General features: G+C 42.9%; 21 protein-coding genes and 1 tRNA gene. 13 read left to right on the forward strand and 9 right to left on the reverse strand.

The window, feature by feature from the left end; genetic code table 11:
- Positions 1-26: 26 nt before the first annotated feature.
- The 4 genes from pds (at position 27) to HWQ40_RS29665 (ending at position 4,123) form a co-directional block, all read left to right on the forward strand.
- Positions 27-1,466, forward strand: a complete 1,440-nt coding sequence (gene pds / locus HWQ40_RS29650) for a 15-cis-phytoene desaturase (protein ID WP_292785262.1) — start codon at positions 27-29, stop codon at positions 1,464-1,466.
- Entirely contained in the window at positions 1,450-2,382 is a 933-nt protein-coding gene (gene crtB, locus HWQ40_RS29655; RefSeq protein ID WP_292785264.1) for a 15-cis-phytoene synthase CrtB, read from the forward strand. The genes pds and crtB overlap by 17 nt, the downstream gene beginning before the upstream one ends.
- Before the next feature lie 133 nt (positions 2,383-2,515).
- A tRNA-Ser gene (locus HWQ40_RS29660) sits at positions 2,516-2,607 on the forward strand.
- Between the two features lie 193 nt (positions 2,608-2,800).
- On the forward strand, positions 2,801-4,123 hold the full coding sequence (locus HWQ40_RS29665; protein ID WP_292785266.1) for an ABC transporter substrate-binding protein: 1,323 nt from the start codon (positions 2,801-2,803) through the stop codon (positions 4,121-4,123).
- 69 nt (positions 4,124-4,192) lie between these two features.
- Here HWQ40_RS29665 and HWQ40_RS29670 read toward each other — a convergent pair whose 3' ends face one another.
- The gene (locus tag HWQ40_RS29670; protein ID WP_292785268.1) at positions 4,193-5,035 is read right to left on the reverse strand and encodes a hypothetical protein; all 843 of its coding nucleotides are present in this window, start codon (positions 5,033-5,035) and stop codon (positions 4,193-4,195) included.
- 525 nt (positions 5,036-5,560) lie between these two features.
- On the opposite strand from HWQ40_RS29670, the gene HWQ40_RS29675 reads away from it, so the two are divergent.
- The 4 genes from HWQ40_RS29675 (at position 5,561) to HWQ40_RS29690 (ending at position 9,372) form a co-directional block, all read left to right on the forward strand.
- Entirely contained in the window at positions 5,561-5,878 is a 318-nt protein-coding gene (locus HWQ40_RS29675; RefSeq protein ID WP_099102821.1) for a hypothetical protein, read from the forward strand.
- Positions 5,879-6,098: 220 nt separating this feature from the next.
- Positions 6,099-7,826, forward strand: coding sequence for a succinate dehydrogenase/fumarate reductase flavoprotein subunit (locus HWQ40_RS29680; RefSeq protein ID WP_292785270.1), 1,728 nt, complete (start codon positions 6,099-6,101; stop codon positions 7,824-7,826).
- A 910-nt stretch (positions 7,827-8,736) separates the two neighbouring features.
- Complete coding sequence (locus tag HWQ40_RS29685; protein WP_292785272.1) at positions 8,737-8,946, forward strand: hypothetical protein; 210 nt, start codon at positions 8,737-8,739, stop codon at positions 8,944-8,946.
- 240 nt (positions 8,947-9,186) lie between these two features.
- Positions 9,187-9,372 (forward strand): DDE transposase family protein, encoded by a 186-nt coding sequence (locus tag HWQ40_RS29690; RefSeq protein WP_292785274.1) that lies wholly within the window; start codon positions 9,187-9,189, stop codon positions 9,370-9,372.
- 92 nt (positions 9,373-9,464) lie between these two features.
- Here HWQ40_RS29690 and ctpC read toward each other — a convergent pair whose 3' ends face one another.
- Positions 9,465-10,748, reverse strand: coding sequence for a carboxyl-terminal processing protease CtpC (ctpC, locus tag HWQ40_RS29695; protein WP_292785276.1), 1,284 nt, complete (start codon positions 10,746-10,748; stop codon positions 9,465-9,467).
- Between the two features lie 268 nt (positions 10,749-11,016).
- Positions 11,017-12,243: a (E)-4-hydroxy-3-methylbut-2-enyl-diphosphate synthase gene (gene ispG / locus HWQ40_RS29700; protein ID WP_292785278.1), complete on the reverse strand. Its 1,227-nt coding sequence runs from the start codon at positions 12,241-12,243 to the stop codon at positions 11,017-11,019.
- A 611-nt stretch (positions 12,244-12,854) separates the two neighbouring features.
- Between ispG and HWQ40_RS29705 the strand changes: the two genes are divergently transcribed.
- Positions 12,855-13,073, forward strand: coding sequence for a hypothetical protein (locus tag HWQ40_RS29705; protein WP_292785280.1), 219 nt, complete (start codon positions 12,855-12,857; stop codon positions 13,071-13,073).
- A 342-nt stretch (positions 13,074-13,415) separates the two neighbouring features.
- The gene (locus HWQ40_RS29710) at positions 13,416-14,450 is read left to right on the forward strand and encodes an isochorismatase (protein WP_292785281.1); all 1,035 of its coding nucleotides are present in this window, start codon (positions 13,416-13,418) and stop codon (positions 14,448-14,450) included.
- Between the two features lie 135 nt (positions 14,451-14,585).
- Here HWQ40_RS29710 and HWQ40_RS29715 read toward each other — a convergent pair whose 3' ends face one another.
- On the reverse strand, positions 14,586-15,479 hold the full coding sequence (locus HWQ40_RS29715; protein ID WP_292785282.1) for a M23 family metallopeptidase: 894 nt from the start codon (positions 15,477-15,479) through the stop codon (positions 14,586-14,588).
- Positions 15,480-15,710: 231 nt separating this feature from the next.
- Between HWQ40_RS29715 and HWQ40_RS29720 the strand changes: the two genes are divergently transcribed.
- Positions 15,711-16,919: an HhoA/HhoB/HtrA family serine endopeptidase gene (locus HWQ40_RS29720; protein ID WP_292785284.1), complete on the forward strand. Its 1,209-nt coding sequence runs from the start codon at positions 15,711-15,713 to the stop codon at positions 16,917-16,919.
- A gap of 338 nt (positions 16,920-17,257) precedes the next feature.
- On the opposite strand, the gene HWQ40_RS29725 is transcribed toward HWQ40_RS29720, so the two are convergent.
- The 3 genes from HWQ40_RS29725 to ispD all read right to left on the reverse strand — a co-directional run bounded on the left by HWQ40_RS29725 (position 17,258) and on the right by ispD (position 19,362).
- Positions 17,258-17,605: a DUF760 domain-containing protein gene (locus tag HWQ40_RS29725; RefSeq protein ID WP_094347414.1), complete on the reverse strand. Its 348-nt coding sequence runs from the start codon at positions 17,603-17,605 to the stop codon at positions 17,258-17,260.
- Positions 17,606-17,782: 177 nt separating this feature from the next.
- Positions 17,783-18,412: an SMC-Scp complex subunit ScpB gene (scpB, locus tag HWQ40_RS29730; RefSeq protein WP_292785286.1), complete on the reverse strand. Its 630-nt coding sequence runs from the start codon at positions 18,410-18,412 to the stop codon at positions 17,783-17,785.
- 266 nt (positions 18,413-18,678) lie between these two features.
- Positions 18,679-19,362 carry a 2-C-methyl-D-erythritol 4-phosphate cytidylyltransferase gene (gene ispD, locus HWQ40_RS29735; RefSeq protein ID WP_292785288.1) on the reverse strand — a complete coding sequence of 228 codons (684 nt, stop codon included), beginning with the start codon at positions 19,360-19,362 and terminating at the stop codon, positions 18,679-18,681.
- Positions 19,363-19,431: 69 nt separating this feature from the next.
- On the opposite strand from ispD, the gene HWQ40_RS29740 reads away from it, so the two are divergent.
- The gene (locus HWQ40_RS29740; protein WP_292785290.1) at positions 19,432-20,391 is read left to right on the forward strand and encodes a glycosyltransferase family 9 protein; all 960 of its coding nucleotides are present in this window, start codon (positions 19,432-19,434) and stop codon (positions 20,389-20,391) included.
- An 867-nt stretch (positions 20,392-21,258) separates the two neighbouring features.
- Here the strand turns inward: HWQ40_RS29740 and HWQ40_RS29745 are convergent.
- Entirely contained in the window at positions 21,259-21,987 is a 729-nt protein-coding gene (locus HWQ40_RS29745) for a bifunctional 2-polyprenyl-6-hydroxyphenol methylase/3-demethylubiquinol 3-O-methyltransferase UbiG (RefSeq protein ID WP_292785292.1), read from the reverse strand.
- Between the two features lie 438 nt (positions 21,988-22,425).
- The gene (locus HWQ40_RS29750) at positions 22,426-22,896 is read right to left on the reverse strand and encodes a CRR6 family NdhI maturation factor (protein ID WP_292785523.1); all 471 of its coding nucleotides are present in this window, start codon (positions 22,894-22,896) and stop codon (positions 22,426-22,428) included.
- A gap of 662 nt (positions 22,897-23,558) precedes the next feature.
- On the opposite strand from HWQ40_RS29750, the gene HWQ40_RS29755 reads away from it, so the two are divergent.
- Positions 23,559-24,005, forward strand: a complete 447-nt coding sequence (locus HWQ40_RS29755) for a Fur family transcriptional regulator (RefSeq protein WP_292785294.1) — start codon at positions 23,559-23,561, stop codon at positions 24,003-24,005.
- The last annotated feature ends 8 nt before the right edge of the window (positions 24,006-24,013 follow it).

Genomic DNA, 24,013 nt, shown 5'->3' on the forward strand with positions numbered 1-24,013 from the left:
GAAATATTGAAGAGCAGTAGGGTTACATGCGAGTAGCGATCGCGGGAGCGGGACTAGCAGGACTTTCCTGCGCGAAATATCTTACAGACGCAGGTCACACACCCATTGTCTTGGAACGTCGAGACGTTCTAGGCGGTAAAGTGGCCGCGTGGAAAGATGCTGATGGAGACTGGTACGAAACAGGTCTGCACATCTTCTTTGGTGCATATCCAAATATGTTGCAGTTATTCAAAGAACTGGACATTGAAGATCGATTGCAGTGGAAAGAACACACAATGATCTTCAACCAGCCTGATGCACCAGGTACTTACAGTCGCTTTGATTTCCCAGATTTGCCGGCACCGATTAATGGTATAGTGGCAATTCTGCGAAACAACGACATGCTGACATGGCCAGAAAAAATCCGCTTTGGCATCGGGTTATTGCCAGCCATGATTCAGGGGCAAAAGTACGTTGAAGAAATGGACAAATACTCCTGGACAGATTGGTTGCGTAAACACAACATTCCAGAACGGGTCAATAAAGAAGTTTTTATTGCCATGGCCAAGTCGCTGAACTTCATCGGCCCAGATGAAATTTCAGCAACCATTCTTTTAACTGCCCTCAATCGTTTCCTCCAGGAAAAAAAAGGCTCGAAAATGGCCTTTCTGGATGGTTCGCCAACAGAACGATTGTGTCAGCCCCTAGTGGATTACATCACCGAACGTGGTGGAAAAGTCCGCTTGAATGCCCCTTTAAAAGAGATTTTGCTAAACGCCGATGGTAGCGTGAAAGGATACTTGATTCGGGGGTTGAATGGGGACGAAGATGAAGTTTTCACGGCGGATTTGTATGTATCTGCCATGCCGGTTGACCCTCTGAAGGTGATTTTGCCAGCACCTTGGAAAGAAATGGAGTTTTTCCAAAAGCTAGAAGGATTGGAAGGCGTGCCTGTGATAAACGTGCATTTGTGGTTTGATCGTAAACTTACACAAATTGATCACTTGCTATTCTCGCGATCGCCCCTCCTAAGCGTTTATGCTGATATGAGCAATACCTGCCGTGAATACGCCAACCCCAATCGCTCGATGCTGGAATTAGTTCTAGCCCCGGCAAAAGATTGGATTGCCAAATCCGATGAGGAGATTGTGGCTGCAACTATTGCTGAGTTAGAAAAACTCTTCCCCGACCACTTTGGGGGAGACAATCCAGCAACATTGCTGAAATCTCATGTGGTGAAAACGCCCCGTTCAGTTTACAAAGCGACCCCTGGTCGTCAACAGTACCGTCCCTCGCAAACAACCCCCATTAGTAACTTCTATCTCAGCGGGGATTACACCATGCAACGCTACTTAGCAAGTATGGAAGGTGCCGTACTTTCTGGTAAGCTGACAGCGCAGGCGATTTCTGAGGCCCTCCCGGTAGCAAATTCCTCAAACCTGCAAACGCTCACCCGACCGCCCGCAACGAATGCTGCAACTGCCTGATTCCCCGCCGCGCATGAAAACGCTGGTCTCTGTAGACGAGTCATATAAACTTTGTCGGCATCTCACAGCAAAGTATGCCAAGACTTTTTACCTGGGTACTTTGCTGATGAGTCCGGTAAAACGTCAATCTATTTGGTCAATTTACGCTTGGTGTCGCCGTACAGATGAATTGGTGGATGGCCCCGCATCTGCTATTACCACGCCAGAAACCCTAGACCTATGGGAACAGCAGCTGGAATCGATTTTTGCGGGACGCCCATTAGAAAATTACGATGTAGCTTTAGTTGATACCCTCCAGCGCTTTCCGATGGACATTCAGCCATTTCGGGATATGATTGCCGGTCAGCGCATGGACTTATATCGCAGTCGTTATGAAACCTTTGAGGAGTTATACCTCTACTGTTACCGTGTTGCTGGTACTGTTGGCTTAATGTCAACATCAGTTATGGGTGTGGATAACACCATATATGCAGCACCGTGGCGGCAAAACAAACAACCTTATGTTCCCACAGAAGAAGCGATCGCTCTCGGAATTGCCAATCAACTCACCAACATCCTGCGGGATGTGGGGGAAGATGCCAAACGAGGACGGATCTACATTCCCCTTGAAGACTTGGCAAAATTCAACTATACCGAGCAAGACTTCTTCAAAGGCGTGGTAGATGAGCGTTGGCGGGCATTGATGCGCTTTCAAATTGACCGCGCCCGCCAATTTTACACCACATCCGACCAGGGAATTACTTATTTAGCATCCGATGCCCGTTGGCCTGTGTGGGCAGCATCAATGCTGTACGGTCAAATTTTGGAGGTGATTGAACGCAACGATTACGATGTATTCAGTCAGCGGGCTTTTGTTCCCCAGTGGAAAAAGTTACGCACCTTGCCCATAGCTTGGATGCGATCGCAAGTCCTTTAAAAAATTAGTCATTTGTCCCTAGTCTTTAGTCATCAGTGTTTTATAAATAACCAATGACCAATGACAAATGACCAATGACAAATAACTATTGACTCTTACTGGCAAGTCTGGTAACATTGATATTCGTGAGTCAGGAGAGGTGGCTGAGTGGTCGAAAGCGGCAGATTGCTAATCTGTTGTACGGCAGGCAACTCCGTACCGAGGGTTCGAATCCCTCCCTCTCCGTTTTTCAGCCTTTGATACACTGAGTATATTCTGTGTAGAAAAATAAATATTAATGTCAGGGTAAATACTCCTACTCCCAAAGATGGATGATATGATTTATCTTTTGGAGTCTTGATAAGATCCAGCTAAGTTAAAAATATAGTTGGGATCTTGTTTTTAAGCTCCTAAATATTTTGAGGAGTGAGAGTAATTTATGAAAAAAATTAGCACCGCCTTAGCCTTCAGTATAACTATCCTAGCAACTGGGTTTTTAGTTGGGGCTTGTGGTGATAACGGTACCCCCAGCGGTACAGCTAACAACGGAAGTACTGCTACCCCAGCGGCAAACTCAACTACAACAAGCGGTGCTAAAGGACTAAAAATTGGTTCCCTGCTACCGACAACAGGCGACTTGGCTTCTGTAGGACAGCAGATGCTAGGTTCCGTCCCTTTACTAGTCGATACGGTCAACGCTTGCGGTGGGGTAAATGGTGAACCTGTTACCTTGGTACAAGTAGATGACCAAACCGACCCGAAAGCTGGAGCCGCCGGTATGACCAAACTAGCAACTTTGGATAAAGTTGCAGGTGTAGTTGGTTCCTTTGCCAGTAGCGTTTCTAGTGCAGCAGTCTCCATTGCCACACCAAATAAAGTCATGCTGGTTTCTCCTGGTAGTACCAGTCCCGTATTTACCGAAAAAGCTCAAAAAGGCGACTATAAAGGCTTTTGGGCACGTACAGCTCCCCCCGATACATACCAAGCACTAGCTTTAGCCCAACTTGCCAGAAAAAAAGGTTTCAAGCGAGTTTCTACAGTCGTGATTAATAATGACTATGGCGTAGGGTTTGAAAAAGCATTCGTGCAAACTTTTGAAAAATTGGGTGGAACTATAGTTAATAAAGATAAGCCTGTCCGTTACGACCCGAAAGCCCAAACATTTGATACAGAAGCGGCTGCTGCTTTTGCTGGTAAGCCAGATGCAGTCCTGGCCGTACTCTATGCGGAAACTGGTAGTCTGTTCCTGAAAGCCGCCTATCAACAAGGTGTGGCAAAGGGAGTACAGATTCTGTTGACAGATGGGGTAAAATCACCGACTTTTCCCGAACAAGTTGGCAAAGGCGGTGATGGTAAATATATTTTAACAGGAGCGATCGGTACAGTACCGGGTTCCGATGGTAAAGCATTAGAAGCTTTCAACAAGCTGTGGAAGGATAAAAAGGGTGGGGCGCCAGGGGAATACGCTCCTCAAGCTTGGGATGCAGCAGCTTTATTGACATTGGCGGCGCAAGCTGCTAAAGAAAATACAGGCGTTGGTATAGCCAGTAAAATTCGGGAAGTTGCTGATGGGCCTGGCACAGAAGTTACTGATGTCTGCGAGGGACTAAAGTTACTTCAAGATGGTAAAAAGATTAACTACCAAGGAGCCAGCGGCAACGTAGATGTTGATGCTAACGGCGATGTCGTCGGTGTATACGATGTTTGGACAGTAGGAGACGATGGCACAATCAAGGTGATTGACAAAGTTACCCCTAAATAGAAGTTAGGAGTTAGGAGTGATGAGTTATGAGTGAAACATTGCCAACTCCTAACTCCTAACTCTTAACTTTTAAAGCCCACTGAAGTTGTAACCAACTCCTAACAACAAGCCCACATCAGTTTCATCGAAAAATCCGGCATTTATAGCAGCCGTTGCTGTAAATTGAGAAGTTAGAGGCACGTCAATGCCAGCAGATGCCAAAAAGGCAAATTGCGAATCATCACCAGTTTTATAAGCTGCACCCACTCCGATGTAAGGTGCGATCGCTAATGGTTCGCTAAAAGCATCTGCTGATTTGAAGGTAAAATCGTAGGTGATAGGAAGTAAAATTGTGGTGTTGTCCCCAAATACGGCTGAGGGTCGCACTGATATAGAATTTGTCAGTCCGATTTTGCTGACTACCGCAAAGTTACCGTCGCCCAAAGATGTGTCACCACCACTCAAACCAATGTTAGCAGCGATACCAAGATAGCTACTACCACCACTGGTAGTTCTACCTAAATCAATATCCGATTGCGCCACTTTGGAAGCAGATGGGTGAGAAGTAGTTTGAGAAGTTGGTTGTACAAACTCAGAGGTGAGCGTTGCAGATGAAGTTGCCACTGTGCCTGGAACGGGTGTGGGTGTTACACTAGAGTTTTCCTGCATCACCGTGTTAGGTAACTGCTCTACCTTAGTTAAATTTGTGACTGTAAAAATCTTAGTTATTTCTGTAGAGAGATTTTGGCTTTCAGTGTCTAGTTCTAGACTAAACTCGTTCGGAGACGCTACGGTTGCAGAAGGTTCAGTTAATGGCTGACTGCTCACCTTGTCTACTGTCTGGGCGCTTGCAGATAAACCGCTACTCAGGAATGCAAGAGCAGCTAAACTTGGGAACCAAAAAACACCTTTACGAAGAAAAATAGTATTCACATTCACTCCTAAAACAATGTTGCCACGAAAAATAAAGGTTTTTATTGATTTAAGTCAACAAATTCGGGCAATACTCAAAATTTAACATCAAAAAATCGGTTTTTGCATCCTGACTTTACTTGACATCTCTAGTTAATATTTACTAGCAAAAAATTAAACACTATAGCAATCTTGAATCATTCGTGAGAAACAAGATCCCTGACAAGTTTTACAAAGTCGGGAATCTGTGGGTTGCAATTTTCACAAATTAAATAGAATTGCTATATATTTATTTTGAATATCCTGAATTTGACAGATGACAAATAGTCTCTTTACCTAAAACTAAGATAGTATTTGTTAAGGAGGCGATCGCAATTGCGACCTCTCCTATGAAGTGAAGAAGTTTTTTAGGATAACTGCCTTGCCGCCAAAGGCAGCTAGATTGTGAAGTGATATTACAAAGCTTGCAAAAATATTTAGAAATTGCCTACAAGGCAAACATAGCTCTAACGTAGAACCTATTAGGAGAGACTTGAGGCAAATGTGATGAGCGAAAATAATATTCAAAAGTATCGGTTTGTCTGTACCCTGACTTTCGGTGATATCTACGGTCAAATAATTGTTTGGTTGATTACAATTACCCTAAGTTTGGCATCAGCTTTAGCGCTGATGGGTGCCAAGCGGCCCGTGTACGCTTTAGCAACAGCCGGTCTCGTCGTTCTGCTATCGCTACCTTTCTTGTTGTTTGCGTTTGTTACTACCTTGTTAAATCATATTGAAGTCAGTCCTGTAGGGCCGGGAACCAAAATGGAACCCATACCAGGTAATGTGTCTCAGCAACAACCTGTACAAGCAACTAGCTAAAGATTTAGGAGTTATGAGTTATGAGTTATGAGTTATAAGTCATTCTATCTGTGCCATAACTCTTTGTTTTTAACTTTTCACTCCTAATTTCAAAATTTTTTATAACCTCCCTGTCTATAAGCAGGGATTTTTTTGTAGAGATGCGACTGTTACAACGCACTAGGTGATTAATCACGTCTCTACAATAGAACAGCAGTGGTTTGCAATCAGGGGGCTAATTATGCTGGAACACGATGTGATTATTGTCGGCGGTGGATTAGCGGGATGTCGCGCTGCTGTAGAAATTGCCCGCACTGACCCTAGTTTAAATATTGCTGTGGTTGCCAAAACCCACCCAATTCGTTCTCACTCGGTTGCAGCTCAAGGTGGTATGGCTGCATCGCTGAAAAATGTTGATTCCGAAGATAGTTGGGAAGCACATGCTTTTGATACTGTCAAGGGTTCTGACTACTTGGCAGACCAAGATGCTGTAGCAATTCTCGCTCAAGAAGCGCCAGATGTAGTGATTGACTTGGAACACATGGGCGTTTTGTTTTCTCGCTTACCCGATGGGCGCATTGCACAAAGGGCTTTTGGCGGACATTCCCACAACCGCACTTGTTACGCCGCTGACAAAACTGGTCATGCGATTTTGCACGAATTGGTTAACAATTTGCGGCGTTATGGGGTGCAAGTTTACGAAGAGTGGTACGTGATGCGTCTTATTTTAGAAGAAAATGAGGCGAAGGGTGTGGTAATGTTCCATCTTTTGGATGGACATATAGAGGTGGTGCGGGCTAAGGCGGTGATGTTTGCCACAGGGGGTTATGGTCGCGTTTATAACACCACCTCTAATGATTACGCTTCTTCGGGTGATGGTTTGGCAATGACTGCGATCGCAGGTTTACCCCTGGAAGATATGGAATTTGTCCAGTTTCATCCCACTGGTTTATATCCGGTAGGGGTACTGATTTCAGAAGCGGTACGGGGAGAAGGGGCGTATCTGATTAATAGTGAAGGTGATCGCTTTATGGCGAATTATGCACCCAGCCGTATGGAACTAGCTCCTCGTGATATTACCTCACGAGCGATTGCTTACGAAATTCGCGCTGGACGTGGTATTCATCTTGATGGAAGTGCTGGCGGCCCCTTTGTCTATCTGGATCTACGCCATCTGGGTAAAGAAAAAATTATGAGTCGCGTTCCCTTTTGTTGGGAAGAAGCCCATCGTTTAGTAGGTGTTGACGCAGTAACTCAACCGATGCCAGTTCGCCCGACAATTCACTATTGTATGGGTGGTATACCAGTTAACACTGATGGTCAAGTTCGTGGTAGTGGCGATGGTTTAGTTGACGCTTTCTTTGCTGCGGGTGAAACATCTTGTGTTTCCGTACATGGTGCAAATCGCTTGGGGAGTAATTCACTACTGGAGTGTGTCGTTTATGGTAAGCGGACTGGGGCTGCGATCGCTAAATTTGTGCAAAAACGTAAGTTACCCTCTGTAGATGAGCAACATTATGTAACGCAAGCCCAGCAACAAATTCAAGCTTTGCTAGAACAACCAGGACAGTACCGCATCAACCAAGTCCGTGAAGCTTTTCAGGATTGTATGACTGAGTACTGTGGTGTTTTCCGCACTGAGGTATTAATGACTGAAGGTTTGCAGAAACTAGAAGAAATACAACAAAAATACCCTCAAATTTATTTAGATGACAAAGGTAATTGCTGGAATACGGAACTCGTAGAAGCCTTAGAATTACGAAGTTTGATGGTAGTAGGGCAGACCATTTTGGCATCAGCCCTAAATCGTCAAGAAAGTCGTGGCGCTCATTTCCGCGAAGATTATTCTCAGCGAGATGATACAAACTTTCTCAAACACACAATGGCTTACTACTCACCAGCAGGAATTGATATTCAATATCGACCGGTGGCGATTACCATGTTTGAGCCGAAAGAGAGAAGGTATTAAACTTTAGCTAAGGGTGAAATAAAAAATTTCATCCTTTATAACTTTACAAATCAAATTCTCTAGAGCAAGGACATAACTGGGAAAGGACTGATATTGGTGATTATCTATGGCTAGACCAAGATGATATGGAGAAGTATGGAGTCTCAGTTAATTTTGATGAAAATATAACTCAACAAGCTATAGAAGTGTGGTCAAATATTAGCTTTAATCATGCAATGCTTTGTCAGGCAATAAAAAACTATAAATCAATAATTGGGAGTTGCGTCTAACCTAACTTTGAGTCTATAATTTTCTAATTTTTATATGTGGGTGGCTGGTGTCTATGCCTTCCAAAGGTCGTGGGTATTAGGGTTCTTCTAGAGGTACTCAAGGGTGTCTCAACAGTGCAGGATTGGGCCTCGTTCTTCGTAAACATTAAGGAGGATCTTATGATTGCACCTGTTGTCTATGTGATAGTCGGTTCATGCGGAGTAGCGTTACTGCGGAGATCGAACGGCGATTTACTCTAAAGTGTACTGTGAGCATCGTGAGGTCTGAAAGAGGTTTCTTACCCTCTTACCCTGAGTGGCGCTATGGGGGTTCAATTCCCTCACTCCGCATTTCTTGTAGTCTACAGAGTCGGTAGATTAACTCAAGCAACAGCGAAACCTAACCTTATCAGCCTTGGTATTTGTGTCGCACTGCACCCTTTCTGATAAGCTACGGTTGGTGTGTTTCCAGGAATTGTTTACTTGCCAACACAGAAACAATCGGATACAGCGATATTCCTTTGTCAGTTACTTTCTAATCTGTATCAGTCCATCCAGGTTTTCCGCTACGACCAAAAGTTGAAAACGCTTTATATTCAAGCTGGTTTGAACGATGAGATTGCAGTCATAATTGATCAATATGGGAATTGGAAATTTGTTGTATGATGCAGAACCTAAACCAGATGACCAATACTGAACTGAAACGATATCTTTCAGAACATAGAAATGAGGAAGAAGGGTTTCGAGCTGCATTGCAAATTTTGATGAGTCGTTGTGACTCCGCTAAACAACACCCTTATCCTTTCGATCTTGACAATCCTGAAAGGGAAGTAGAAGCTCTTTTAAAAGAGAAACTCAATCGAACTGAGTGATTGCCTATCGCCCATAGTTTAAATTGAGGCTTAGTACAGCTTTGTGTAAGTTTGTAGCAAATTGACAAAGGAAAACTTTTGAGGGTAGGGTGAGCAACAGGAACTATCCTCAAGTATCCAAGATATGATTCGTAAAAAATCTACAGGGTTCTACAATCGCACCTACAGAATGTAGGATTTAGCAGTAAGTGCGAAATACCGTAAAATTCTGACTATAAAAACAAGATTTTTATTTAAAATATGAACGACTCACAAACTTGGTATATTGTCAAGGGTTCTGCTGGAAACTGTGAAATTATCCCCAGCGACCAAGTTAGCGACGATAATCTAGAAATTATAGAACAGTGGGGGCCTTTTAGTTCGCAAGAAGAAGCGATCGCTCGGCGGGTTGGACTTATTAGAGCTGGAAAGTGCCAACCAGTTTAAGTTAGGAGTTAGGAGTTAGAAGTTATGAGTTGAGAATGATAGTTTTTATTCTTAACTCCTCACTATTCACTCCTAACTTTATTCCTAACTCTTCATTTTTCTGCTGTCGGTGTACCCTTCGCAGCAATTTTTTTACCTATCACTTCCACCGCTTTAGCGAATTGAGGGTCTGCAAGAGTAGCGAGTTTGTCACGTTCATGGAGCCACAATTCCTCCATCTGCTTTTTGGTCAAATCCACCTTCACATCTGGCGAAATGCCTTTGTGATTGATATCTGTACCATTGGGGGTATAGTAATGAGCAATTGTCACCGCTAATCCTGAACCATCTTCCAGGGGACGCACCGATTGTACTAATCCCTTACCAAAGGTTTGAGTACCGACCAAAGTAGCACGCTTATTATCCTGCAAAGCCCCTGAGAGGATTTCACTGGCACTAGCTGAACCTTTATCTACCAACACCACCAATGGTTTAGTTGTTAAGGCTTTTCCATTTGCCTCTTCCTTTTCTGCCTCTCCTTGGCGTTCAACGGTGGAGACAATCTTACCTTTATCTATCCACATCCGGGCAATATCCACGCTGGAGAAGAGTAAGCCGCCTGGATTACCACGCAAATCAAGGATATATCCAGCTACCTTTTTGCTTTCTAAATTTTTGATGGCGGTTTGCATTTCTTTACCGGCATTGGCGCTGAACTGGTTCAAGCGAATGTAACCAAGATTGCCTGCTGGGGTTTTCTTTTCAGAAAACTTAACTGGATGGATTTCAATTCGCGCCCGTGTAATGTCAAATTGTTTTACCTTATTATCGCGCTGAATAGTCAAGTTGACTTTCGATCCTGCTTCACCTCTAATCAAGGATACTGCCTGATTAGTATCCATCCCCTTAGTATCTTTGCCGTCAATTTTGAGAATGATATCTTTTGCCAAAACACCAGCTTTAAAGGCTGGTGTATCTTCGATTGGCGCAATTACAACCAATTGCTTGGTTTTTTCATCCTGACTAATGGTGATCCCAATCCCTGTCAATTCTCCAGAGGTATCCACCTGCATATTTTTGAATTCCGATGGGTCCATAAATCGGGTGTAGGGGTCTTCTAGCTTTTTCAGCATTTCCCGAATGGACTTATACGCATCCTGCGGATTACTGTAGGACTTGCTCAAGTATTCCTTACGAACAGCCTGCCAATCTACCTGATTAAAAGTACCGTCAACATATTGGCGCTGAACAATTTGCCAAACTTCATCTACTAATTCTTTAGGACTTGCTTTAAATAAAGCCTGACCTCGCGAATGAATGCCAAGGCTAGTAACAGCGATCGTGGAGAGTGTAACTGCCGTAGCACCCAAAACAAGCCTACTTTTTGTAATCACCATAATGACAGCTGCGTCAGAGGGAAAATTTATAGTCAGTATGCTCAATCTAACACAGGCTACCACTGTACAGACCGAGTATGTATTCTTAATTTAAACAAAATACTTGACAATCAGGCGATCTTGGTAGTTAAAAGATACAAAGTTTTTGGGAATGGGGCAGTGGGTACAAGAGGCAGAGGTGCAGAGGTGCGGAGGGGCAGAGGGGAAAAACTTACTGCAACTTCAATTTTCCCCTGCTCCCCTGCTTCCCCTGCCCCTCTGCTCCCTTTTATGGTTCTACCCAGCGTTCATCTGCCTTAATGAGGTTAATTAATTCCTCTACGCCTTTATCTTCTGGGACTTTTTTAATTTCTTCTCGACCACGATACAAAGAAATAGAACCAGGTGTTTTGCCAACATAGCCATAGTCGGCATCTGCCATTTCTCCGGGGCCATTGACAATACAACCCATAACTGCAATGTCTAGCCCAGTTAAGTGTTTAGTGGCTTCCCGGACTTTGTGCAGCACTTCCTCTAGATTAAACAAAGTGCGTCCACAGGAAGGACAAGCGACGTATTCCACCATCGTTTTTCGCAATCCCAAAGCTTGGAGAATGCTATAGCAGACGGGGATTTCTTTTTCTGGTGCTTCTGTAAGGGAGACACGAATTGTATCGCCAATGCCATCAGCAAGTAAGGTAGCAATACCAGCTGTGGATTTAATTCGCCCGTATTCGCCATCACCGGCTTCCGTAACGCCTAAATGTAGCGGGTAGTCCATACCTAGTTCATCCATGCGCTTGGCGATGAGGCGATAGGCGGCTACCATCACTGGGACTCGTGAGGCTTTCATGGAAATTACCAAGTTGCGGAAATCCAAAGATTCACAAATGCGGATGAATTCTATGGCAGATTCTACCATTCCTTCGGGGGTGTCACCGTAAGTAAATAGCATTCTCTCAGCAAGAGAACCGTGATTTACCCCAATTCGCATCGATTTTCCTTGATCGCGCAAAGAAACTACCAGAGGTTCTAAGGTTTCGCGGATTTTTTCGCCAATTTCGTCAAATTCGGTTTTAGTATATTCAGTTCGATTGATGTTTGGTTTTTCAAACACATACAAGCCCGGATTAATCCGTACTTTCTCTATGTGCTTGGCAACTTCTACGGCGATTTTCAGCCCATTGTGATGGACATCAGCCACAACTGGCACGTCTTGGTAAGTTTTAATTAATTTTTGTTTAATTTCCCCTAAAGCTTTAGCATGAGCCATACTCGGCACTGTGACGCGGACAATTTCGCAGCCAATTTCGTGCAGACGACGAATAGCAGCTACGGAACCATCAATATCAAGAGTGTCTTCGTTAATCATTGACTGCACTACAACGGGGTAGCCACCGCCAATGATGACATTTCCCACCTTTACAGGGCGGGTTTTACGCCGCTTGATAGTTGTATCAAAGGTAGGTTGACTGGATGTAGTATTTGATGTGTCTACTATGGGCAGAGTTTGCATAACCTGATTCGGTAAATTTGCTGTCGTTAAAATATCAGATTTGATAAATCTCTGTTTCCCAGATTGCCACAGCTAGTGCCTCTTTTGGACGATTAGTATAGAAAAAAATGGAAAATAATACAGGCAAAGAAATAAAGAGCATTTGAGGAGTTTTGCTCATTTGTAAAGATATATTACCTAAAAATCTTTTTAAGTGAGTAGCTTTAGTGCGATCGCGCAGGTTTTACAGGAAAGCTTAACGAAGCGATCGCCTTATTACTGAGTTGAAAATACTACTAATATTTAGTCATTCTATGACCCAACCTGCAATACTTGTAATTCACTTAATTCCTCATGGTGCAGCTTTAATGACAACTGTACTCTATGACTATCCAATTAATTCCCAAGCCTCATAGGTGTAAGTGATGGAAATTAATACAAAGAGTGAATAAATACTCCTGAAAAGTCTCTCTCACCTGCGTTATAGCGTCTCAGTAATTCATCTCGGTTTATAAGAGCGATCGCTAAATTTAGGTTTTTATAATACAAATATACTATTAAGTCAGTAAGATGAGGAGCGATCACCCTTACCACCAGCTAAATTAGACTTATCACCAAATTCTTTGACGCTTATGCTAGAAAAAACATCTACATTCCAGAAAGCCATAGAAGCAGTAGAAGCATTAGATCCAGAAGCTCAGGCTATTCTTGTAGATATTATCCAAAAGCGCCTCAAACAACAGCAACGGGATGACTTATTAAAAGAAGTCGCGCAAGCAGAGAGTGATTATGCTCAAGGTAATGTCCGGCGTGGTTCAGTTGCAGATTTGATGGCGGAGTTAGACGAGTGAAAAATTTAGTTTGGAGTCCTACTTTTATTCGTGCTTTTAAGCGTCTAGTCAAGAAAAATCCTGAGTTACGTTCTCAAATTGAACAAGTATTACAACAAATAAGCCGAAGACCCATTTCAAGTCAGTTTACGTAGTCACAAGCTAAAAGGTGATTCATCGGGTAGATATTCATGTTCAATTAATTATCAAAATTGAATTTTATTTAAATTTGTTACAAATCCTGATTCAGGAGAAGAAGAAACTTTGTTGCTAACTTTAGGTTCTCACGATGACGTTTACTGAATTCACCATTATTTTTAACTAAGGCAAGCCTAACAATTAGAAAATAAGTGCAGATTTTAGATGAACACCCAAATAATAACCCAACTACCCATTCCCCCGCATTTTAATCCCGATAAAGTCGGCGAAGTCTGGCGTGTACCTTACCAAGAACGTGCCGCCGAAGCTGAAATCTGGGCAAAACAACACGACATCAAACCAGCATCTTTAGATAAAACCAGCATTTGCTTACTATTAATTGATGTCCAAAACACCTTCTGCATCCCTGGATTTGAATTATTTGTAGGTGGAAAATCCGGTAATGCGGCGGTGGATGATAACGTCAGATTATGTGAGTTTATCTATCGAAACTTGGGAATAATTACGAAAATTGTACCAACTCTAGATACTCACACTGCAACGCAAATTTTCCATCCAATCTTTTGGGTGAACGCTACCGGAGAACATCCCACTCCAGCAGCAACTAGCATTACACCAGCAGATATTCAACAAGGTATCTGGAAAGTCAACCCAGCAGTTGCTAAAAGTGTTACTAATGGGGATTATGAATTATTAGAAAAACACGCTTACCATTACCTTAAAAAACTTAGCCAAGACGGTAAATATCCCCTGACTGTTTGGCCTTATCATTCTATGTTGGGTGGTATTGGTCATGCTCTAGTTTCATCGGTAGAAGAAGCGATATTTTTCCACGGCATTACGCGTCAGAGTCAAACGCAATTTGAAATTAAAGGTGAAAATCCTTTAACAGAAAACTATTCCATCTTACGTCCAGAGGTGTTGGAAGATTTTGAACAACGTCCACTTGCTCAAAAGAACACGCGGCTGATTAAACAACTTTTAGAATATGATGTAGTAATTATTGGTGGTCAAGCTAAAAGTCACTGCGTCGCTTGGACAATTGACGATTTATTAACAGAAATTAAACAGATAGATGCTACCCTGGCGAAAAAAATCTATCTACTAGAAGATTGCACTTCCCCCGTTGTTGTCCCCAATGTTGTGGACTATACAGAACAGGCAGATGCAGCATTTACAAGGTTTGCAGAGGCAGGAATGCATATCGTAAAATCTAGCGAATTTGGGAATTGGGCATAGGGCATGGGGCATTGGGCATTCAGAAGAGACAAGGTAGACAAGGAAGAGGGGGGAGATAAGAGAGAGACTTGTTCAATAATTCACCCTTGTCTCTCTTGTCCCCCTTGTCTCCCTGCTCCCCTACTCCCCATTTCTTCATTTCTTCAAATAACCCTTAGGATCTTGCGCTACCCAACCCAGAGATGAGCTAGAACGCACTTCAAAATGCAGATGCGGTTGAGTGGAGGTTGGTTGTCCGCTAGTGCCTACTGTTCCCAGTAACTCTCCTTTTTTCACTTGCTGACCGACAGTAACCTTGATACTGTCAAGCTGGGCGTAGCGGCTTTGAAGTCCGCCACTGTGGTTAATAATGACCAACTTGCCATAAGAACCTTGATCGCTGGCAAAGGCTACAGTTCCAGGTGCGATCGCTAGCACATTAGTACCAACTGGTGATAATAAGTCAACACCACTGTGGAAGAAAACTTCACCTGTCGCAGGATTAATTTGCCAGCCATAAGCTAATCCCACAGTTGCCACTTGTGCTAAGGGATATCCAGACAAAGATGCACGGTTTGGTGTACCTGCATCAGTAGGTAAAGGTGACTTAGTTACAACGCCATTGGGCGACCAATTTACCCCCGGAACAAACACGATTCTGGGGTTTTGTTGACAGCCATTCACCTCAAAAAGGCTATCAGCACGAACTTTGTATTGTGCCGCCACTTGTCGCCAAGTCTGACCGCGAGGCACTTCGACTACAATCCCATTGTAGGGAGGAATCTGAAGCACACTACCAACGGCGGCAGCTGCACTATTCTGCAAAGCTGGATTCATGCCGATAATAGTTGTCGGAATAAGATTGTAGCGCTGCGCTATGCTCTCCAAAGTTTCGCCACGAACAACTTTATGGCGTTGGAAGCGAGATAGGGCTGGAGTTGAGCAACCACCCACAGCAGCGTTAGCACTGCTTGAGTATGGCAGTATGCTTACTAGGCCCAAGGCGCTAACTAAGCTACAGAGAAACAGTTGACGAAAGGGTAAAGTCATGGACACAGGTCAAGAGCGCATTAACTTTAGATTTTAGATGGGAAAAGTGGGGAGTGGGGAGATGAGAAGCAGGGGAGCAGAGAGGAAGTTGCAGTAAGTCTTCCCCTCCGCCTCTTCTCTTGTGCCCAATGCCCCATGCCCAATTCTTCGTAAATTGATCTGTCCACTTGCCGTTAGCTTGACTACACTTAGAAGTTAGCAACTGCATTGCTGTTCTTGAGCAAAACAATTATGAAGTTATCCTTAAAGCAACTGGCGGTTTATGTGTTTTTACTGGTAATTGGCGGTGGTGCAGGTTTGTTTGGCAGTCGCTATCTCATTCCACAAAATCGCTCGTTCCAACAGTTAAAAAATGTAACAATGGCTTCGCCTCCAGAATCCGTAGTTCCAAATTCTCCTAACGGAGCTATTGCGGCTACTGGTGGCGATAACGTGAATTTTATTGCGACGGCAGTCCAAAAAGTTGGCCCAGCAGTGGTAAGAATTAATGCCACTCGCAAAGTAGCCAATCCCATCTCTGACGCTTTGAAAAATCCCATATTGCGGCGATTCTTTGGAGAGGATGACCAACCAATTCCTCAAGAACGCATTGAGCGCGGTACAGGATCGGGATTTATTTTGAGCGAAGATGGAGAATTACTCACCAACGCTCATGTAGTGGCAGATACAGATACAGTACAAGTTACCCTCAAGGATGGTCGGAGTCTAGAGGGGAAGGTGGTAGGAGTTGATCCTGTAACGGATGTGGCGGTGGTGAAAATAAAAGCGAATGATTTGCCGACGGTAAAACTGGGCAATTCGCAAAACTTGATCCCAGGACAATGGGCGATCGCTATTGGCAATCCTCTGGGTTTAGATAATACTGTTACTATCGGCATCATCAGCGCTACCGATCGCACTAGCACTCAAGTTGGTGTCCCAGATAAGCGAGTCAGCTTTATCCAAACTGATGCTGCAATTAACCCTGGTAATTCTGGTGGTCCCTTATTAAACGCCCAAGGCGAAGTGATTGGTATTAACACAGCCATCCGCGCTGATGCTCAAGGACTCGGTTTCGCCATCCCCATTGAAACCGCCGCCCGCATCGCCAATGAACTTTTTACTAAAGGGCGTGTGGAACATCCCTTCTTAGGTATTGAAATGGCAGACCTTTCTCCCATCAGAAGACAGCAGATTAATCAAGAAAATCAACTGAACATTCAGCAGGATGCTGGAATTGTGATTAAAGGAGTCACAGATGACTCCCCAGCCAAGCGTGGAGGACTGCTTCCTGGAGACGTGATTCAAAAATTTAACGGTAAACCGGTCAAAACTTCAGCCCAAGTTCAGAGGCTGGTAGAGTCGAGCAAAGTTGGAGACATAATAGCTATCGAAGTCAACCGCAGCGGTAAAATTCAGACCTTTAAAGTTCAATCAGGAGCTTATCCTGAAAGAAAGTAATCAAAATAATTCGTAATTCGTAATTCGTACTTAACAAGATGCTCTCTACGAGACGCTAAAAGCTAAAAGCGAACGCGGACTCACTCGCTCTAAGCGAAGCCATGCCGTTGGCGTTCGCGCAGCGTGTCGCAGACAAGCCTCTCGTTCGCGTTAACCTCTCTCAAAGAGAAGAGAAGGCTTTACGCTGTGCTATCAGTGGAAGATTGAACTTTCCATAAATGTCTGTTGACCACTAAATTTTAATTCAGTGTCGGCTGCTATACCTTTTTTTAATTACGAATTACGAATTAGTAATTATTTGGTCAATAGCCCCAGAATGTTTAGCTACTAACTATTAATTATTGACCATTAGACAAATGCTCTAACTGCATTCTTTGTTCCATCTGGCGCAGAAAATACCCCGTCATCATGGCCGACGCTAGAAGTCCAGCTAAATTCTCCCGATCTGTTGTGATTTGCACGTTGAAATTTTCTGCCGGGAGCATTCCCACTAGCCCTTGGACATTTTGCGAGATGATTTGTTTAATTTCGGGGCTGGCGGACTGAGCAACCCTAGCTAAAACATCAGGAGACTGATGCTGTAGATATTTGAGTAACTGATTAGGGTATTCCTCAGAGTGGTCGGAAAGAAGTTGATTAGGGTGTTCCTCGGAGTTGTCATTCAAAAAGTCAGGATTAAACACCATTGGCAGTTTTATTTAGCTTAATTGCTAACTCTACTCTAAACCATAGTACAAGGGTAGCGCATTCACCACGGGTATAAGTCTAGAGGAGGGGGAATTGGGAATTGGGCATTGGGCATTGAGAACAGATAAGGTAGACAAGGAAGAGGGGGGAGATAAGGGAGAGACTTGTTCAATAATTCACCCTTGTACCCCCTGCTCCCCTGCTTCTCTGCTTCCCTGCTTCCTTGTCTTCTCATTCCTCTCATTTTCCCCATGCCCCATGCCCAATTCCCAATTCCCCACTCCTTTTAGTTCTAGTTCTAGTTCTAGTTGTTCTTCCTTCTGACTGGTAGAAAGTATTTGCGGAAGTTGTTCGATTTGGAAATACTGATGAAATTTCGATGTTACTTGGAGCGAGTAGGAGCGAGAATCGCTGTCTCGGCGTTTGCGGATGAAACCAAGTTCAACGAGTTCTGGAACGTGCTGATATACTCCTGAACCGCGTAGGTTAATCAAGTCGCTTTGGAGTATGGGACTATTAAGGGCGATCGCTGCCAAAGTCCGCAATGCACCTACACCCAATTCTACTGGTATCATCGTTTGCACCAAATCATGAAAGTCAGACCGGAGTTGCAAACTATAACCATCTGGGGTTTCTATTACCTCTAGGGCACTATCTCGGTGGGCATAGTTGTCCATAAGTTCGATTATGCCTTCTTTGACAGTGGCGCGATCGCACGCGGCATACTCGGCGATTTCGCCGAGCGACAAGGGTTTACCCTTTAAATAGAGAATTGCTTCTATCTTCGTCGCTGTGGCTGTAATCATTTAGTCATTAGTCATTGGTGATTAGTTACTAGTCATTAGTTACTAGTCATTAGCAGATGACAACTAACAATCAACAAGTGTGTGGCATTATATCCTAAATTGTCAAAATATTTGTTGACAATTTCAAATTGGGCATTGGGCAAAACAGTTCTGAGTGCTGAGTTAGAAGTGAGGAATTATTTTCCTTGTCTCCTTATTTTATTCCCCCCATCTCCCCCATCTCCCCCATCTCCCTTGCTCCCCTGCCCCTCTGCCCCTCTGCCTCTTCAAAATCCTCTACTTGTGAGAATAAATTCTGCGATCGCTAAATCTTGTGGAGTGGTCACTTTTAAATTTGTCTCCTCTCCCTCGACAATTCGGACTTCGATGCCGCACTTTTCAAATAAGGCGGCGTCGTCAGTTACTTCCCAACCTTGACGGACTCCTTCAGCATGGCACTGTTTCAACAACTTGACATCAAATCCTTGGGGAGTTTGTGCCGCCCATAGTTGCCGTCTGTCGGGTGTTTCTTGAATTATGCCTTGTTCATTGACAACTTTGATGGTGTCTTTGACGGGTACACCAACAATTAAACCAGGACAGTGGCGAATAGCCTCTGCACAAGAGTTAAATAAATCTGGTGTGGCTAGGCATCTGGCGCCATCATGAATCAACACTTGTTCTGCGGCTATTGGCAGAGATTGCAAGCCATTGTAAACAGATTCTTGGCGGGTGGAGCCACCTTGAATCAATTCCACTGGTTTAGTCAGCTTTAGATCGGCGATAATTGCTTTGAACTCTGGCCAATCGATAGACTGAGAAATAATCCCGATCCAACTGATTGTACTGGCGGCTTCTGCGGCTAATAAAGTCCAAGCAATAATTGGTTGCGATCGCACGAGTAGCAGGAGTTTATTGCGGTTACTCCCCATTCTTTTTCCGATTCCCGCAGCTGGAATTAGTAAATACACAGAATTCCTCAATCTTTAAGCTATATATTTTCCCCTAAAATAGGGAGCGAGTAAGCGTCAATAAATATTATGCGAGTAGTAGCCCTTGTACCTGGCGGAATTGGCGACCAAATTCTCTTCTTTCCGACTCTAGATGACCTGAAGCGCCATTACCCTAACGCTCAGATAGATGTCGTTGTTGAACCCCGGTCAAAGGCTGCCTACCGAGTGAGCAAGTCAGTTCACGAGGTGCTGAACTTTGATTTTAATGACCGTAACAGTCTGGCAGATTGGGGTAATTTAGTGGGGACAATTCGCGATCGCGAATACGATGTTGTCATTACTGTTAAGCAAAATTGGTTGCTTGGTCTTTTACTCTGGTTGACGGGAATTCCTATACGCATTGGCTATCAAGGCAAAGGATCGGGTTTTCTTACCCATGCTGTGCCGTTCAAAGTATCCCAATATGCGGCAGCAGTTTACCACGACTTGCTGCAACCGTTGGAAATAAATAGCCCTGTCCCAGAGTTAGCAGTAAATGTGCCAAAACCAGATATTGAGTGGGCACAAAAGGAACAAAAACGTTTAGGGGTTCATGAAACAGGCTATATCTTGATTCATGGCGGTTCTGGCCAGTTATCCCAGGCTAAAGAACTGGATAAAATCTACCCTGTCGAGAATTGGCAGCAAATTATTCAAGCCTTTCAACAAAAGCAGCCGGATCTACCTGTGGTGCTTATTAAGGGAGTTGATGATGAGCAGTTTGTGCGATCGCTTCTGGAGTCTTCTCCAGATATCAAGGTGACTGCCCCAGATGATATTGGTAAGTTAACTGCCATAATTGCTGGGGCAAATTTGATGTTATCGACTGATAGTGCGGCATTACAACTAAGTGTTGCAGTTCAAACCTATACCATTGCCATATTTGGCCCCAGCGATCCAACTAAGTTGTTGCCGAAAAACGATAAATTCCTGGCTATTGAATCCCTTACAGGAAAAACAGCGGATATTTCACCAAACGCAGTTTTAGAGAAAATTTGGGGTGGCTAAACCAGTAGTTTTCCCAAACTTAGATACCTAGAACAGACAGTAAGCCTCAAAACCTCTCTCTTTACAGGAGAGAGGTGAATGTATATTGCATACAAATGAAAAGCTCTATAATTTATCACTCAGCCGTTGTCACAAATTGGGAACGGCTTTCAGTTTTTATTTAGACAAATCGATCTATTCTAGTCCATTTACCATTTCCAAAAATCTTTGCAACATATTTAGGACTTACGCAAAAATCGCCCAAAAGCTTAATTTGTCGAACCGCCAAGAACGCCAAGAACGCCAATAATTCGTAGAGTGTGCGTAAGTCTTAATATTAATTGGTTGTAGGGGTGTACATCTGTACATTAGTGTCAACTTAAGGTTAAAGCCAGTCTAGAAAAAGCTTTTAGCAGATTATCTCGTTCCAGTCTCCGACTGGGAATGCCCCTCATTGGGGCTGCCGCCTCCCGAACTCGCGGCAGAGCCGCCAGGAGTAGCATTTCCAGCCTCTTGCTGAAAACGAGATTTTAAAAGGGTTTTGGTTTAAGTTTACACCAATGACATCTGTACGCCCATACCTATTTATCTGTATCAGATATTTCGTGAAATGATAACCCTCTTATGCTTCTGGATAGTTTAGTTTATTTACTACTTACTTACCTCGGAAAGTGATAGAAGAGGGCTAATACACCCTAAAAAATTGGATTTTTTAATTAGGAATCTCTTAATTTAACATGGGTTCAACGAACCTTTCCCACCTAGCCCAATACCGTTCAGTTAAACCCAAAATCCTTAGAGATGCGTTAGCCCAGCAAGATCAAGTACAATTTCGCATCTCTACAGATCAAGGTCAAATTCCCTATCTAAAATCCAAAATGGTATTAATTAGAGGCAAGCAATAAATGTCCAGCTTGCCATATATGTTCCAACAAATATACTGGGATAATCAGCACTACTATCGGAAACAAACCAGTCAGGAGTCGCTTTCTGCTGTCGAACCCTCTTTTCCAAACCAATTTGTAGAGATATATTCTCGTGAACAATTTTTGCATTAGCAATTTCTAGCATTTTTTCTATTGACTTTTGTAGCCACTCTGCTCGAACAAACAAACTGTGAGATGGATGATCGCCGTAGCAAAAAGGTACAATGAGAACAAGATATCCTTTGTCGTTTAGTATTTTATTCAGGCAAAATTGAATAATTTCTTGATCGTCTTTTTTTTCTTGGGTCTCTTTGTTAATGCTGTGAAATAACAAACCCGCTAGCACGACTGCATCAAATTTTTTATTCTCTTCAACAAGTTCAGACAGGAAAAGCGATAAATCTTTGGTAACAAACTTTCTATTTGGGTAGAGTTTTAAACATTGTTCAATAGCTAATTCACTGTGATCGACTCCTAGATAGTCACATCGATCCGGAAGATATTTGCTTAAAGCCCCGTTACCGCATCCTAAATCTAATAAAGAGAATGAGTTTTCTGGAAAAGCGTTACTTAAAAAACCACCTGTAGGCGTATATCGGGTGAGATTTTCCGGAGCTTCAAAGTAAGAATAATAGTCATCTTGGAAACGTTCTTCTTCAGATGTTGCACGCTCAGGTACTAAATTTTTCATTCCAAAACCCTCATTTTTTCAAGCTTGTTTGATTACAAAATTGCTCTTTCAGGATCTTGCGAACTACTGAAAGCACTTCAACAAAGAAGTATAAAATATAACTTACTTCTTTGCTGTATAAGAAACAGGTTTCTATTCTCAGCATATTTGCTATAGTTAATTTAAAAAATATCTTTTTAGATAGATAAAAATTTCATCCTTAGAGGATGTTTGAAATATCGCAAACTATACTATAGATCAATACGATTCAGTTAAGTTTTTGGTATTGATTTTGGCAAATAGAGGCGCGAAATTATACTTCGTGTCGATGGGCTAACGCTTCTCTACAGATGATTTAGGGCTTAACTGAACGATATTGCAATATAAGAAGAATAACCTCACACAGTCCACTAAAACGAAGAAAATTTTCTCAAAACTCTTTCATCACCTATTAGCTATTTAAAATATTTCAAAAAAAGCATCATCTAATTCATAACCTAGAATTTGCGCCATAGACTTTAGGCGCGAGAGGCTGGGTATGTCCTGTTGTTTAAGCCAGTCACCTAAAGTAAAGATTTTATGCATCAAAAATATCTCTAAGGCTTCAGGATTGTACTGAATACCTTCTTGGGAACTAAACTGGTGTGGTACAAGCATGGCGGCATAACGAGCAAATTCTCCAGCTTTCCAATCTAGTAAAAATGGCAACCAGGGGTATTTGGCATCTAGGCGCACAAACCACAGCCGCACCTCTGGAATTTCTGAGAGTTCCCGTGGATCGCCAGGTTCGAGATTGTAATTGATATCAAAGCGTAGCTGCTGTTCATGGGATATAACCCCATCTTGCAGCAGTTTTTCAATCACGGTTGACGCAGGCGACAGATCCAGATTGTTAACAAAGTCATTATTGAGTGCGATCGCAATTGTCATTGATTTAGCAGCCACTTTCTTGATGCTCAACTGTAGGATCGAGAATATACAGTAGCAGCTTTCAGGGATTGACGCTACATTGACTTTTGATAGCACCAAGTCTTCTTCACAAATCAATTAGTATTTACTGATACTTTTTTGTTGATAATTTCGTCAACCTATACAAGGTTTATACACAAGTCTGAACTGCTTAAATTTATTTGATACTTTTGCTTAATTTCCGCTGGTTATAACAAATATACATCCAGTTAATAGCCCTGATATGAGCCACTGGCTATCGCCACTCACTTCACCGATTTTTCCTAAAATTAAATGTTACTTTTATGATTGCTATAATTACTCGCATCTAATTAAAGAATTACTACAGGATTAATATAGTACGTCATTAGAATTAGCCTACTTGGGTAAGGCAATGCCTGCCCCAAGGTGGACATTTACAGCAATTTTAAGTTAAAGTTGTAATGAGTTTGTTTTAGATTAAGGTCTGACAAAGTAGCCGTCAACAAGCAAAAAAAATCATTATCGCCACCTGTCACTTTCACAGCATCAAAAGCCAAAACATAAGTACAGGTGAGACAGCGATGTGCAATATCATTGCATATATTAAATAACCAATAAACATTTAGATGGGAAAACTCCCTCAACAGTTAACAAGCTGTAATATGCAAAAACAAACAGTTACTACAAGACCAATTCGTTCCTTAGAAGATGCACTTGAGCGCTGTCAAATCCTGGGTATGCGCGTCAGTCGTCAGCGCCGCTTTATTTTGGAATTACTTTGGCAAGCAAATGAACATCTTGCTGCAAGAGAGATTTACGATCGCTTGAACCAACAAGGCAAAGAGATCGGTCATACCTCTGTTTATCAAAATTTAGAAGCATTATCCAGTCAAGGTATCATTGAGTGTATTGAACGCTGTGATGGGCGTTTGTACGGCAACATCAGTGACTCTCACAGTCATATAAACTGTGTGGATACAAATCAAATTCTTGATGTTCACGTGGAACTCCCAGAAGATTTGATCCGCAAAATTGAAGAAGAAACAGGAGTGCGGATTACTGACTACAGTATTAACTTTTTCGGCTACCGCAATCCGCAGGAGGGCTAGGGATTGGG

This window comes from Nostoc sp. NMS9 (genome assembly GCF_017114995.1).
Classification (GTDB): domain Bacteria; phylum Cyanobacteriota; class Cyanobacteriia; order Cyanobacteriales; family Nostocaceae; genus Nostoc.

Excerpts from the sequence above, each read along its gene's own strand:
- pds (WP_292785262.1), top strand. The coding sequence starts at position 27 with ATGCGAGTAGCGATCGCGGGAGCGGGACTAGCAGGACTTTCCTGCGCG.
- crtB (WP_292785264.1), top strand. The coding sequence starts at position 1,450 with ATGCTGCAACTGCCTGATTCCCCGCCGCGCATGAAAACGCTGGTCTCT.
- HWQ40_RS29665 (WP_292785266.1), top strand. The coding sequence starts at position 2,801 with ATGAAAAAAATTAGCACCGCCTTAGCCTTCAGTATAACTATCCTAGCA.
- HWQ40_RS29675 (WP_099102821.1), top strand. The coding sequence starts at position 5,561 with ATGAGCGAAAATAATATTCAAAAGTATCGGTTTGTCTGTACCCTGACT.
- HWQ40_RS29680 (WP_292785270.1), top strand. The coding sequence starts at position 6,099 with ATGCTGGAACACGATGTGATTATTGTCGGCGGTGGATTAGCGGGATGT.
- HWQ40_RS29685 (WP_292785272.1), top strand. The coding sequence starts at position 8,737 with ATGATGCAGAACCTAAACCAGATGACCAATACTGAACTGAAACGATAT.
- HWQ40_RS29690 (WP_292785274.1), top strand. The coding sequence starts at position 9,187 with ATGAACGACTCACAAACTTGGTATATTGTCAAGGGTTCTGCTGGAAAC.
- ctpC (WP_292785276.1), bottom strand. The coding sequence starts at position 10,748 with ATGGTGATTACAAAAAGTAGGCTTGTTTTGGGTGCTACGGCAGTTACA.
- ispG (WP_292785278.1), bottom strand. The coding sequence starts at position 12,243 with ATGCAAACTCTGCCCATAGTAGACACATCAAATACTACATCCAGTCAA.
- HWQ40_RS29705 (WP_292785280.1), top strand. The coding sequence starts at position 12,855 with ATGCTAGAAAAAACATCTACATTCCAGAAAGCCATAGAAGCAGTAGAA.
- HWQ40_RS29710 (WP_292785281.1), top strand. The coding sequence starts at position 13,416 with ATGAACACCCAAATAATAACCCAACTACCCATTCCCCCGCATTTTAAT.
- HWQ40_RS29715 (WP_292785282.1), bottom strand. The coding sequence starts at position 15,479 with ATGACTTTACCCTTTCGTCAACTGTTTCTCTGTAGCTTAGTTAGCGCC.
- HWQ40_RS29720 (WP_292785284.1), top strand. The coding sequence starts at position 15,711 with ATGAAGTTATCCTTAAAGCAACTGGCGGTTTATGTGTTTTTACTGGTA.
- HWQ40_RS29725 (WP_094347414.1), bottom strand. The coding sequence starts at position 17,605 with ATGGTGTTTAATCCTGACTTTTTGAATGACAACTCCGAGGAACACCCT.
- scpB (WP_292785286.1), bottom strand. The coding sequence starts at position 18,412 with ATGATTACAGCCACAGCGACGAAGATAGAAGCAATTCTCTATTTAAAG.
- HWQ40_RS29740 (WP_292785290.1), top strand. The coding sequence starts at position 19,432 with ATGCGAGTAGTAGCCCTTGTACCTGGCGGAATTGGCGACCAAATTCTC.
- HWQ40_RS29745 (WP_292785292.1), bottom strand. The coding sequence starts at position 21,987 with ATGAAAAATTTAGTACCTGAGCGTGCAACATCTGAAGAAGAACGTTTC.
- HWQ40_RS29750 (WP_292785523.1), bottom strand. The coding sequence starts at position 22,896 with ATGACAATTGCGATCGCACTCAATAATGACTTTGTTAACAATCTGGAT.
- HWQ40_RS29755 (WP_292785294.1), top strand. The coding sequence starts at position 23,559 with ATGCAAAAACAAACAGTTACTACAAGACCAATTCGTTCCTTAGAAGAT.